This window comes from Hamadaea flava (genome assembly GCF_024172085.1).
Classification (GTDB): Bacteria; Actinomycetota; Actinomycetes; order Mycobacteriales; family Micromonosporaceae; genus Hamadaea; species Hamadaea flava.
On the sequence record NZ_JAMZDZ010000001.1, the window covers coordinates 4,237,110 to 4,249,684 of the forward strand.

Sequence of the window (12,575 nt, forward strand, 5' to 3'; positions counted from 1 at the left end):
AGTTACCGGTAGGTTGTGAATCCGTGGACGTACTCGTCGTTGATCACCCGCTCGCCCAGTCCCGGCTGACCGCCATGCGCGACGCCCGCACGGACTCCGCGACGTTCCGGGCCGCCCTGCACGAGCTGAGCACCATGCTCGCGTACGAAGCCGCGCGGTCCTTCGCGGCCGAGAAGTACCCGGTGCAGACCCCGGTCGCCACCGCGCAGGGCACCAAACTGGCCAACCCGCCGCTGATCGTGCCGGTGCTGCGCGCCGGACTCGGCATGGCCGACGCCGTCCTGGCCCTGCTCCCGGAGTCGTCCATGGGCTTCGTCGGGCTGGCCCGCGACGAGCACACCTTCGAGCCGCGGGCGTACATGGAGTCGCTGCCGGCCGACCTGCGCGGCCTGCCGGTGCTCGTCCTCGACCCGATGCTGGCCACCGGCGGCTCGCTGGAGCACTGCTGCCGGCTGCTGGTCGACCGGGGCTGCACCGACATCACCGTGCTCAGCGTCATCTGCGCGCCCGAGGGCATCGCCCGCCTGGAGGGATCCGGGCTGCCGATCCGGCTCGTCACCGCCAGCGTCGACGAGCGCCTGAACGAGCAGATGTTCATCGTCCCCGGCCTGGGCGACGCCGGCGACCGCCAATTCGGCGGCATGCCCCGCTTCTGACCCCCTCTTCCCACCCGCCTTTTCTGCGCGATCATGAACTAAAGGTCGTGATCAACCGGCGTGTCGCGTACCGAGTACCCTGATCAACTCCTTGCGGCCATGATCATCGACGCACGGGCAATGGCTCACCGCCGCCGGGTCAGCTCCCTGTTGATCAGGGCGGCGGGGAGTTGATCAGGGCACGGCGGACACGACACGCCGGTCGATCATGGCGATAAGTTCATGATCGCGCGGAAAGCAGCCGAGCGGGGCGGGAGCCGAGCGGGCGGGAGCCGAGCGGGCGGGAGCCGAGCGGGCGAGGGTGGAGCGGCGGCGGGGCGACGGCGGGCGGAGATAGGCTTTCGGGCATGACAGTCACCGCACCTGCGCTTACCGAGGTGACCGGGTCGAATGCCGCCTTGCGGGCGTTCTTGCACGGGTTGCCCGGCGTGGACAAGGTGGGGGCCGACGCCCGTGCGGCCGCGCTCGGCACCCGGTCGATCAAGACGTCGTCGAAGGTGTTCGCGATCGATCTCGCGATCAGCATGGTCGACCTGACGACGCTGGAGGGCGCCGACACCCCTGGCAAGGTCCGGGCGCTGGCGACCAAGGCGCTGCGGCCCGATCCGCTCGACCCGAGTTGTCCCTCGACCGCCGCCGTCTGCGTCTACCCGTCGATGGTCGCCGACGTCCGGGAGATCGTGGCGGGTTCGACGGTCAAGATCGCCAGCGTGGCGACCGCGTTCCCGTCCGGTCAGGCGTCGCTCAAGGTCAAGATCGACGACGTACGCGACGCCGTGGCGGCGGGCGCGGACGAGATCGACATGGTGATCAACCGGGGCGCGTTCCTGGCCGGCCGCTATCTCGAGGTGTTCGACGAGATCGTGGCGGTCAAGGGCGCCTGCGGCGACGCCCGGCTCAAGGTGATCATGGAGACCGGCGAGCTGGTGACCTACGACAACGTCCGCCGAGCGTCGTGGCTGTCGATGCTGGCTGGGGCGGACTTCATCAAGACGTCGACGGGCAAGATCTCGCCCGCCGCGACCCCGCCCGTGACGCTGATCATGCTGGAGGCGGTCCGGGACTTCCTCGCGACCACCGGCCGGCAGGTCGGGGTGAAGCCGGCCGGGGGCATCCGGACGTCCAAGGACGCCATCAAGTACCTGGTGCTCGTGAACGAGACCGCCGGGGACGGCTGGCTGGACCCGCACTGGTTCCGGTTCGGCGCCTCGTCGCTGCTCAACGACCTGTTGCTGCAGCGCAACAAGATGAAGACCGGGCATTACTCCGGTCCCGACTACGTCACTCTGGACTGAGCGCCATGGCTGTTTTCGAGTACGCGCCCGCGCCCGAGTCGCGCGCGATCGTCAACCTCAAGCCCTCGTACGGGCTGTTCATCGACGGCGACTTCGTCGAGGGGACGGAGACGTTCAAGTCGATCTCCCCCGCCTCGGAGGAGGTCCTCGCCGAGGTCACGGACGCGACCGAGGCCGACGTCGACCGCGCGGTCGCGGCGGCGCGGCGGGCGTACGAGAAGGTCTGGGGCCCGATGCCCGGGGCGGAACGGGCGAAGTATCTGTTCCGGATCGCCCGGCTGATCCAGGAGCGCAGCCGCGAGCTGGCCGTCCTGGAGTCGCTGGACAACGGCAAGCCGATCCGGGAGTCCCGGGACGTCGACCTGCCGCTCGTCGCCGCGCACTTCTTCTACTACGCGGGCTGGGCCGACAAGCTCGACCATGCCGGCTACGGTCCGAACCCCAAGCCGCACGGCGTCGCCGGGCAGATCATTCCGTGGAACTTCCCGCTGCTGATGCTGGCCTGGAAGATCGCGCCCGCGCTCGCGGCCGGTAACACCGTGGTGCTCAAGCCCGCCGAGACGACCCCGTTGACGGCGCTGCTGTTCGCCGAGATCTGCCAGCAGGCCGACCTGCCGCCGGGCGTGGTCAACATCCTCACCGGCGCGGGCGCGACCGGGGCTGCGCTGGTCAACCACCCGGACGTCGACAAGGTCGCGTTCACCGGGTCGACCGAGGTCGGCCGGATCATCGCCCGCGCCGTGGCCGGGACCAAGAAGAAGGTCACCCTGGAGCTGGGCGGCAAGGCCGCCAACATCGTCTTCGAGGACGCGGCGATCGACCAGGCGGTCGAGGGCATCGTCAACGGCATCTTCTTCAACCAGGGGCACGTCTGCTGCGCCGGGTCGCGACTGCTGGTCCAGGAGTCGGTGGCCGACGAGGTGCTCGAATCGCTCAAGCGCCGGATGGCGACGCTGCGGCTCGGCGATCCGCTGGACAAGAACACCGACATCGGCGCGATCAACTCGGCCGAGCAGCTGGCCCGGATCAAGGAGCTGACGGCGGCCGGGTCGCAGGAGGGCGCCGAGGTCTGGTCGCCGCCGTGCGAGCTGCCTGCCCGCGGTTTCTGGTTCGCGCCGACCCTGTTCACCGGGGTCTCGCAGGCCCATCGGATCGCCCGCGAGGAGATCTTCGGCCCGGTCCTGTCGGTGCTCACCTTCCGCACGCCGGCCGAGGCGATCGAGAAGGCCAACAACACGCCGTACGGGCTGTCGGCCGGGATCTGGACCGAGAAGGGCTCCCGCATCCTCGCCGTCGCGGATCAGCTGCGCGCCGGGGTCGTGTGGGCCAACACGTTCAACAAGTTCGACCCGACGTCGCCGTTCGGCGGCTACAAGGAGTCCGGTTACGGTCGCGAAGGCGGCCGGCACGGCCTGGAGGCGTACCTTGCCCACTAGAGACAGCGCCACCAAGGACAGCGCGAGGCTGGCGGTCCGAAAGACCTACAAGCTGTTCATCGGGGGCGCGTTCCCGCGCAGCGAGTCAGGCCGCAGCTACGTCGTCACCGACGCGAAGGGGCAGTTCGTGGCCAACGCCTCCCAGGCGTCCCGCAAGGACGCGCGCGACGCCGTACTGGCCGCTCGGGGCGCTGTCGCTAAGTGGTCCGGCGCGACGGCGTACAACCGGGGTCAGATCCTGTATCGCGTGGCCGAGATGCTGGAGGGGCGCCGCGATCAGTTCGTGGCGGAGCTGCGAACTTTCGGCCTCGCCGCGAGCGCGGCCACCGCGGAGGTCGAGTCCGCGATCGATCGCTGGGTCTGGTACGCGGGCTGGAGCGACAAGGTCGCGCAGGTCGTGGGCGGGGCGAACCCGGTGGCCGGGCCGTTCTTCAACATCTCCGCCCCGGAGCCGACGGGCGTGGTCGCGATCGTGGCGCCACGCGAGCCCGCCCTGCTGGGGCTGGTCAGCGTGGTGGCGCCGGCGATCGTGACGGGCAACACGGTGGTGGTGGTCGCGAGCGAGCCGCGGCCGACGCCCGCGATCACGCTGGCCGAGGTACTGGCCACATCGGACTTGCCGGGCGGCGTGGTGAACATCCTCACCGGCTCGCCGGCCGAGATCGCGCCGTGGCTGGCGTCGCACTCCGACGTCAACGGCCTGGACCTGGCCGGGATCGAGGACGCGGAGCTGGCCAAGGATCTGGAGATCGCGGCGGCCGACACGCTCAAACGCCTGGTACGCCCGGCCGCGGTGGACTGGTCGGCCGATCCGGGCCTGAGCCGCATGACGCCGTTCCTGGAGACCAAGACGGTCTGGCATCCCAAGAGCTTCGAGGGCGCGAAGGGTACCGCCTACTAGCGCGAGAAGACCACCTAGGGGATGTGATTTGGGGGACGCCTCGGGGGGATTCCCGATCCGTGGGAGAAACCTCGGAAGTAGCTTGATCCCGTGACTGTCCTGGAGATCGCGCGGTTGCAGTTCGCGACCACCACCATCATCCATTTCCTGTTCGTCCTGCTGACGCTGGGACTGGTGACGCTGTTGGTCGTCCTGCAGACGACCTGGGCGATCACGAAGAAGCCGATGTACGAGCGGCAGACCCGCTTCTGGGGCCGGCTCTACGTGATCAACTACTTCCTCGGGATCGCCACCGGCGTGGTCCTGGAGTTGCAGTTCGGGACGAGCTGGAGCGGGCTGTCGCACTACCTCGGCAACGTGTTCGGCGCGCCGCTCGCGATGGAGACGATCATCGCGTTCTTCCTGGAGTCCACCTTCCTCGGGTTGTGGATCTTCGGCTGGGGGCGGCTGAACCGCTGGGTGCACACCGCGTTGATCTGGCTGGTCGCGCTGACGGCGTACGCCAGCGTCTTCTGGGTCATGGTCGCCAACTCGTTCCTCCAGCACCCGGTCGGCTACGACAAGGGCGCCGACGGCGTCATCCGGCTGACCGACATCGGGGCGCTGTTGTCGAACAAGTCGCTGGTGATGGCACTCCCGCACGTCGTGTTCGCGGCCATCTCGGTCGGCGGCTTCGTGATGGCCGGAATCAGCGCGTGGCACTTCATCCGGCGTACGCAGGAAGTGGAGTTCTTCCGCAAGTCCCTGCGGCTCGGCGTGGTGACCGCGGCCATCGGCGGCTTCTTCGTGGTCGGCTTCGGCTACGCCCAGTACGGCTTCGTCGCCGACCTCCAGCCGACCAAGTTCGGTGACGACGCGGCGAAGGCGGCGGCCGTGGCCGACTTCACCGCCCGGTTCGGCCCCGGCGACTACAACCTGCCCGCGTACGCGAGCACGGCCCTCGGCTTCATGATCCTCATCGGCAATCTGCTGCCCATGGTGATGTTCGCAATCCCGCTGTTCTTCCGGGACTGGATCATCCGCTGGCGGTTCCCGCTCTATCTGCTGCTCCTGGCCATTCCGCTGCCGTTCCTGGCGGCCAGCCTCGGCTGGCTGTTCCGGGAGGGCGGCCGGCAGCCGTTCGCGGCGTACGGGCTGCTCCCGTTGCAGGACGCGGTCACGCCGGGCGGCTCGGCCGGCGCGATGCTCACGGCGTACGCGGTCTTCACGACCGTCCTCGTCGCGTTGGCGGTCACCGACTGGGTGCTGATCGCCCGGGCCGCCAACCGAGGCCCGGTGGACCCCGCTCCCGACGCCCTGACCCCGCTGGCCTAAGGACTTGTGATGACTTTCCTGCTCGCACTGCTCTTCGGCGGCTACTTCGTCCTAGGTGGACTGGATTACGGCGTCGCCCTGGTCTCGCGGGGGCGCGCCGACCTCGACCGGGTCGCCCCGGTGTTCCTCGGCAACGAGGTCTGGCTCGTGGGCGCGGTCGGCCTGCTCTTCGGGGCGTACCCGCTGAACGAGGGTGAGCTGCTGTCGCAGCAACGCGTACCGGTCGGGGTGGCGCTGCTCGGCGTGGTCCTGGTGACCGCGGCCTACGGCCTCCGGCTGTTCCGGCGTACGCCCGGCGGCGTGGGCGTCCTGGACGGGGTGGCCCGCATCGGCGGGGCGCTGGCCCTGATCGGCTGGGGCGCGACGCTCGGCGGCCTCTGGCAGGGCGGCGACTTCCAGGTCACCGCGGTGACCGGCGGATGCGCGCTCGGTCTGCTCGCCTTGGGTGGTCTGCACGGTTGGGCGTTCGTCTCCCGCCGCTGGCCGATCTTGGGTGGGACGAGCGTCGCCATCCTCGCGCTCACCTTCGCGGCGGGCAGTGCCGTGGATTGGCACGTTGCCGACTCGGCCACCCTCGACCTGGTCCGACCGGCCGCGTACGCCCTGCTCCCGCTCGTGCTCCTGGCTCAGGCGGCAACCTGGTGGATGTTCCGTACGCGACACCCGCGCCAGGCTCCCGTCGCGAGCTGACCCGGATCTGCTTCACTGCCAGCATGCGGCCTTTCGATCCTCGGCTGCTCCGGGCGGCGCCGGCCGCCCGGGGTGACGCGGCGCTGCTCGCGGCGGCGGGCGCCGGTGTCGCCCTGGCCGCCGTCGGATCGGCGTACGCCCTGGCGCGGACGCTCGTGGCGGCCGCGGACGGCAGACTCGACGCGGTCGCCCTGGCCGGCTTCGTCGTGGCGCTCGGCCTGCGAGCACTGCTCGCCGCGGCGAGCGGCCTGGCCGCGGCCCGCATGTCGGCGACGGTCAAGGCGCAGCTCCGCGACGACCTGGTCAAGGCGGTCGGCGATCGGGGACCGGCCTGGTTGACCGGGCAACGCGCGGGCGAGCTGGCCACCCTCACCGGACGCGGGCTCGACGCCCTCGACGGCTACTTCACCGGGTACCTGCCGCAGCTGATCCTCAGCGTCACGGTGCCCGCCGCGGTCCTGATCACGCTCGCGGCCAGCGACCTGACCAGCGCGATCATCGTGCTCGTGACACTGCCGCTGCTGCCGATCTTCGGCATCCTCATCGGCTGGCAGACCCAGGCCACCACCGAGCGGCAGTGGCGACGGCTGCAAATGCTCGGCGGGCACTTCCTCGACATGGTGGCGGGCCTGCCGACGCTGCGGGCCTTCGGCCGCGCCCAGGCCCAGGTCTCCGCCGTACGCAAGATGGCCGACCAGCATCGGGTCGCCACCATGCAGACGCTGCGGGTCGCCTTCCTCTCCGCGCTCGTGCTCGAACTCGTCGGCACCATCTCCGTGGCACTGGTCGCCGTCCCGGTCGGGCTACGGCTGCTCAGCGGCAGCCTGACCCTCTCGACCGCGCTGCTGGTGCTGCTGCTCACGCCGGAGGCGTACGCGCCGCTTCGCGCGGCGGGCAGCCGGTTCCACGCCAGCATGGAAGGGCTGACCGCGCTCGATCAAGCCTTCACCCTCATCGCCGCCGCCGAGTCCCCCGCCGCCGCTGACTCGGTGCAGATCATGCATACGCAGGCTACGGCTGCCCAAGATCGCATGGATAACCGTGATCTGCAGCAAACGGTGCTCGTGCGGATCGACGGGGTGACCGTCGAGTACGAGCGGGGGCCGGCCCTCAAGGACGCCGTCCTGGAGGTGCGGCGCGGCGACCGGATCGCCCTCGTCGGGCCGAGCGGCGGTGGCAAGAGCACCCTGGTCGGGCTCATGCTCGGCTTCGTCACGCCGACGACCGGCGCGGTGCTGCGTGGGGAAGACGACCTCGACGCCTGGCGGCGGCGCCTCGCGTGGGTACCGCAGAAGGCGCATCTCTTCGCGGCCACCCTCGCCGAGAACATCGCTCTCGGGGCGCCGGAGGCGACTCGGGCCGAGATCGAGGCGGCGGCTCGGGCGGCGTACCTCGACGAGGTCGTGGCGAGTCTCCCGGACGGCCTCGACACGCCGCTGGGCGAGCGCGGTCACGGCCTGTCCAGCGGGGAACGCCAGCGACTCGCCCTCGCCCGCGCCTTTCTGCGTAATGACAGTGAATTGATCTTGTTAGACGAGCCCACCTCGCGGCTGGACGCGAAGAGCGAGCAGGCGGTGATCGAGGCGACCGAGCGGCTCATGACGGATCGGACCGCGGTGTTCGTGGCGCACCGGCCCGCGATGCTGCGGCTGGCCACGCGGGTCGTGCGGGTCGAGGACGGGCGTCTCATCGAACGAGCCGAGGTGCCGGCATGACGTGGGACCTGATCCGGCCGATGCTGTGGCGCTTGGGCGGCGCGGGCCTGCTCGCGACCGTCACGGAGCTGTCCGGCCTCGGGCTCATGGCCACCGCGACGTGGCTGCTCATGACCGCGGCGGGCCAGCCCCCGATCACCGCGCTCACCGTCGCCATCGTCGCGGTCCGCGCCCTGGCGATCTCTCGGGGAGCTTTCCGGTACGCCGAACGGCTGGCCGGGCACGACGCCGTGCTTCGCATCGTGACCGAGGTACGCGCGCGGGTATTCGCCTCACTCGCGCGGCAGCCCGCGTTGGTGGCGCGCCGGGGTGACGCGCTGTCCCGCATGGTCTCCGATGTGGACGCCGTGCAGGACCTGGTCGTACGCGTCGCGCTGCCGGCCTTCGCGGCCGCTCTGGCCGGCGCCGTGGCCGTGGTGGCGGCCGTCGCCATCGACCCGCTCGCCGGGCTCGTGCTGGCCGTCGGCCTCCTGATCTGCGGTCTGCTGCTCCCCGCGATGGCAGCCCGGATGACTTCGTCGGCCAGTGCCGAACTCGCTCCCCTGCGCGCCGCGTACGCCGTCTCGACGATCGACCTGGTGCACGGCGCTGCTGACCTGGCGGCGTACGGCGCCCGGGAAGCGTTCGAGCAGTCCGCGGCCGGTACGGCCGCACAGCTGGCGACGGTGGAGAAGCGCCTGGCCCGGCGGGCGCTCGGCGTGGACCTACTCGGTTCGCTGGTGATCGCCGCGACCGCGGCCGGGGTGGTGCTCGCCGCACTCGCCCAGGACGTCCCCGGCGTCTGGATCGGTGTCCTCGCGGTCGGCACGCTCGCCGCGGGCGAGATCGCGCTTTCGCTGGTCGCCGCTGCTCGCAAGCGCGCCGAGATCTCTGGGGCGCTCGCTCGCCTGCGGCCGCTGCTCGCTCCCGCCGCCGCTGTCGCTTCCGCCGCCGCTCCCGCCGCTGACCGTTCCGTCGCCGCCGCTGGAAGGCGGCAGATCACGGATGCGCATGCTTCCGAGCCCCAAGATCGCATGCATAACCGTGATCTGCACGAAACCGCCGAGCACGAAGCGGCACAGCCCGGGGAGCTGCGGCTGGACGAGGTCACGGTCCGGTACCGCGAGGGCGGCGTACCAGCGCTGGAGGGCTTCTCGCTGACGTTGCCGCCGGGTTCGAAGACCGCCCTGGTCGGGCCGAGTGGCGCGGGCAAATCCACGGTGCTGGGTCTGCTGTCCGGCGCGATCGCCCCCAGCGACGGCTCAGTCACGTACGCCGGTCGGCCGCTGCCGGAGGAGGCGTACGACTTGGTGGGCGGACTGTTCGCGGACGCCGCCGTGTTCCACGCGAGTGTCCTGGACAACGTGACGCTGGGTCGTTCGTCCACCCTGGAGGAACGGAACGCCGCCGCCGAGGCGGCCGGGTTGCTCGACTGGATCGAGGCGCAGCCGGACGGCTGGGACACCCTGGTCGGCGAGGAAGGCGCCGCGATGTCCGGCGGTCAGCGGCAGCGGCTGACACTGGCGCGAGCGCTGCTCCACGCGCCGCCGGTGTTGCTGCTGGACGAGCCGACCGAGGGCCTGGACCCACAGCACGCGGACGAGGTTCTGCGCCGGGTGCTGGCGTACGCCGGCCACCGGACAGTTGTCCTCGTAACGCACCGAACCTCCGAAACAAGCGCTTTCGACGCCGCCGTGCAGCTCGCCTGATCCTTGCGCCAGCAAGTGGTTTCGGCTGGCGATTTGTCCGCTGAAACAGCGTGACTGGCGCGATGATCATCCATAGAAGGACCGCGCGACCGATGCGAGCAGTGATCTGAAGGTCACATACTGAAGCATGGTCGCGGAGGACACCCCGCTCGTCCGGCGGGTACGGGATTCGGTGATCGGCGACGACCAGGTCATGTGGGGTCCATACGGCCCCCGCCGGGTCACGTACGCCGACTACACCGCGTCGGGCCGGGCGCTGAGCTTTCTCGAGGACTTCGTCCGGGACGAGGTGCTGCCGAGGTACGCGAACACGCACACCGAGTCCTCCGGCACCGGACGGCAGACGACGCGTCTGCGGGAGGACGCGCGGCGGATCATCCACGACGCCGTCGGCGGCGACGAGAACACTGTCGTGATCTTCACCGGGTCGGGGTCGACCGGCGCGATCGACAAGATGGTCGGCATTCTCGGCATCCGGCTGCCGGCCGAACTCGACGACCGTTATCGACTGCGCGAGCAGATCCCGGCCGCCGAGCGACCGGTGGTGTTCATCGGCCCGTTCGAGCATCATTCCAACGAGTTGCCGTGGCGGGAGTCCATCGCCGACGTCGTGGTCATCCCCGAGGATCACGACGGCCACATCGACGTCGAGGCGCTGGAACGGGAACTCGTCCGGTACGCCGACCGCCCCCTCAAGATCGGCTCGTTCTCGGCGGCGTCCAACGTCACCGGCATCGTGAGCGACACCCACGGCATCTCCGACCTGCTGCACCGGCACGGCGCGCTGTCGTTCTGGGACTTCGCGGCCGCCGCGCCCTACGTCGAGATCGAGATGTCCGGGCGATGTACGCGGCACCCGCTGGCGTACAAGGACGCGATCTTCCTGTCCCCGCACAAGTTCGTCGGCGGACCGGGCAGTTCGGGCGTCCTGATCGTCCGGCGCGAGCTGCTGCGCAATCGGGTGCCGACGGTGCCCGGCGGCGGCACGGTGGACTACGTCAACGCCGTCGAGCACCACTACCTGTCCGACCCCGCGCACCGCGAGGAGGGCGGCACCCCGGCGATCGTCGGCGACATCCGCGCCGGACTGGTCTTCCAGCTCAAGGAGGCCGTCGGGGCCGGAGTCATCCGGGCCCAGGAGGAGGACTTCCTGCGCCGGGCCATCGCCTCCTGGCGGCAGGACCCCCACCTCGACGTGCTCGGCAATCTCGAGGCCGAGCGCCTCTCCATCGTCTCCTTCGTGGTACGCGCGCCGACGCGCCGCTATCTGCACCACAACTACGTGGTGGCACTGCTCAGCGACCTGTTCGGCATCCAGTCCCGGGGCGGCTGCTCATGCGCCGGACCCTATGGGCACCGGCTGCTCGGCATCGACCTCGATCGGTCGCACCGGTTCGAGCAGGAGATCCTCGCCGGCTGTGAGGGGATCAAGCCGGGCTGGGTCCGGGTCAGCTTCAACTACTTCATCTCCGAGGCCGTGTACCAGTACATCGTCGAGGCGGTGCACCTCGTGGCGGCGTACGGCTGGCGGCTGCTGCCCGACTACCGGTTCGACGCGCGTACGGGGTTGTGGCGGCACTCGGACGGCATCGTCGAGCCGCCGTTGCGGCTGGATCGGCTGCGCTACGACGCGACCGGCCGGCTCCGGCATCCGACCCAGCACGAGCGCGCCCCCGAGAGCGCGTTGCCCGACTACCTCGCGTACGCCCGCGACGTCTTCGACAAGCACGCCGATCGCGCGTACGCCGACGGCACCGCCGGCGCGGGGGTGTCCCCCCGTTTCGAGGAGCTGCGCTGGTTCGAGTTGCCGGACGAATGCCTGGTCACGCCGCGGTGACCCGGCCCGGCGTGCACCCTGTGGACAAGTCGCCGATCCGGGCGCACGGACCGTGCGTCCAACGACTAGGGTTGTGCGTTGAGTCACCGACAGGACAGTCCAGGAGGACGCAGTGGCGGAGGAACCCACCGAGTTCTGGGGCGAATTGGCCATCGACCCGGTCGAGATCGCCTTGCCGCGCGGGAGCGGCTTCACCCTGCGGGCGTACCGATCGTCGACCACTTTCGCGCCGACAGACGTCTCCGAGCGGCCCGAGGACGACGATCCCTTCGCGCGTAAGCCGGATGCAGCTCTCGAGGACGACGAGGAAGAGCTGCCCGACTTCGACGAGGAGGAGCTGACCCGGCAGGCGCTGGCCCAGGCCGACGAAGACGAGGCCGCCGGCAAGCCCCGCAAGGCCTCCGACACCAGCGTCGACCTCGAGCCGATCGACGACGAGGAGGCGGCCGAGGCCGCCGAGTCCGAGGACGAGGACGAGGACGAGGACGAGGAAGCCGAGGACGAGGAAGAGGACGTCGAAGAGGTCCCGCTCTTCCTCACGCACAAGGGCAGGCTGCTGCTTTTCAAGAGCGCGGAGGGCCTGGTCGAGTTCGTGAAGTCGGGCGCGCCGAACGACATGTCCCAGTTGCCGGAATGGGAGCGCCTGACCGACGAGATCGACGTCGAGCAGCTCACGCCGGCCGATGACGACACCTACGAGCTCGACCTCGTCGTGGAGAATCTGCGCGGCGGGCACGACGCGTGGGATCCGAACCTCATCCTCAGCGCGGGCGAGGTCTCCCGGGACATCGCCTACTCGCTGCGCCTCAACGACGTGCTGGGCATGCTGTCCCCCGGGTCACCCCTGGACGACCTCGACGAGGCGCTCCGGTCGGCCGGCTCGGGCGGCGTCGGCGGGTTCCTCGCCAAGCGGCGGGTCCGCAAAATCGGGGCACAACAGGCAAGTCTCGGCTGGCGAACGGTGATCGGCAAGATCTCCGGCATCGTGGACTGGCGCGACTGACAGTTCCAAGGCAGCATCAAACCTTGGCACACGACAGTCC

The 12,575-nt window shown here is 70.2% G+C and carries 10 protein-coding genes; all 10 read left to right on the forward strand.

All coding sequences use genetic code 11. The annotated features are described in order from the left end of the window. The first annotated feature begins 23 nt into the window (after window positions 1-23). The 10 genes from upp (at window position 24) to HDA40_RS19915 (ending at window position 12,535) form a co-directional block, all read left to right on the forward strand. The gene (gene upp / locus HDA40_RS19870) at window positions 24-656 is read left to right on the forward strand and encodes a uracil phosphoribosyltransferase (protein ID WP_253758053.1); all 633 of its coding nucleotides are present in this window, start codon (window positions 24-26) and stop codon (window positions 654-656) included. 347 nt (window positions 657-1,003) lie between these two features. Next, window positions 1,004-1,951, forward strand: coding sequence for a deoxyribose-phosphate aldolase (gene deoC, locus HDA40_RS19875; RefSeq protein WP_253758055.1), 948 nt, complete (start codon window positions 1,004-1,006; stop codon window positions 1,949-1,951). 5 nt (window positions 1,952-1,956) lie between these two features. Then, entirely contained in the window at window positions 1,957-3,387 is a 1,431-nt protein-coding gene (locus HDA40_RS19880; RefSeq protein WP_253758057.1) for an aldehyde dehydrogenase family protein, read from the forward strand. Continuing rightward, a complete protein-coding gene (locus HDA40_RS19885; RefSeq protein WP_253758059.1) occupies window positions 3,377-4,288 on the forward strand; it encodes an aldehyde dehydrogenase family protein in 912 nt (303 codons plus the stop codon). Before HDA40_RS19880 ends, HDA40_RS19885 begins: the two co-directional genes overlap by 11 nt. A gap of 90 nt (window positions 4,289-4,378) precedes the next feature. Then, window positions 4,379-5,602: a cytochrome ubiquinol oxidase subunit I gene (locus HDA40_RS19890; protein WP_253758061.1), complete on the forward strand. Its 1,224-nt coding sequence runs from the start codon at window positions 4,379-4,381 to the stop codon at window positions 5,600-5,602. A gap of 9 nt (window positions 5,603-5,611) precedes the next feature. Next, window positions 5,612-6,292, forward strand: a complete 681-nt coding sequence (locus tag HDA40_RS19895; RefSeq protein ID WP_253758063.1) for a cytochrome d ubiquinol oxidase subunit II — start codon at window positions 5,612-5,614, stop codon at window positions 6,290-6,292. 23 nt (window positions 6,293-6,315) lie between these two features. Next, entirely contained in the window at window positions 6,316-8,007 is a 1,692-nt protein-coding gene (gene cydD, locus HDA40_RS19900) for a thiol reductant ABC exporter subunit CydD (RefSeq protein WP_253758065.1), read from the forward strand. Next, on the forward strand, window positions 8,004-9,695 hold the full coding sequence (gene cydC / locus HDA40_RS19905; RefSeq protein WP_253758067.1) for a thiol reductant ABC exporter subunit CydC: 1,692 nt from the start codon (window positions 8,004-8,006) through the stop codon (window positions 9,693-9,695). Before cydD ends, cydC begins: the two co-directional genes overlap by 4 nt. A 127-nt stretch (window positions 9,696-9,822) precedes the next feature. Further along, window positions 9,823-11,532: an aminotransferase class V-fold PLP-dependent enzyme gene (locus HDA40_RS19910; protein WP_253758069.1), complete on the forward strand. Its 1,710-nt coding sequence runs from the start codon at window positions 9,823-9,825 to the stop codon at window positions 11,530-11,532. Between the two features lie 112 nt (window positions 11,533-11,644). Further along, a complete protein-coding gene (locus HDA40_RS19915; RefSeq protein ID WP_253758070.1) occupies window positions 11,645-12,535 on the forward strand; it encodes a SatS C-terminal domain-containing protein in 891 nt (296 codons plus the stop codon). Window positions 12,536-12,575: the final 40 nt, after the last annotated feature.

Excerpts from the sequence above, each read along its gene's own strand:
- cydC (WP_253758067.1), top strand. The coding sequence starts at position 8,004 with ATGACGTGGGACCTGATCCGGCCGATGCTGTGGCGCTTGGGCGGCGCG.
- HDA40_RS19880 (WP_253758057.1), top strand. The coding sequence starts at position 1,957 with ATGGCTGTTTTCGAGTACGCGCCCGCGCCCGAGTCGCGCGCGATCGTC.
- cydD (WP_253758065.1), top strand. The coding sequence starts at position 6,316 with ATGCGGCCTTTCGATCCTCGGCTGCTCCGGGCGGCGCCGGCCGCCCGG.
- HDA40_RS19910 (WP_253758069.1), top strand. The coding sequence starts at position 9,823 with ATGGTCGCGGAGGACACCCCGCTCGTCCGGCGGGTACGGGATTCGGTG.
- deoC (WP_253758055.1), top strand. The coding sequence starts at position 1,004 with ATGACAGTCACCGCACCTGCGCTTACCGAGGTGACCGGGTCGAATGCC.
- HDA40_RS19895 (WP_253758063.1), top strand. The coding sequence starts at position 5,612 with ATGACTTTCCTGCTCGCACTGCTCTTCGGCGGCTACTTCGTCCTAGGT.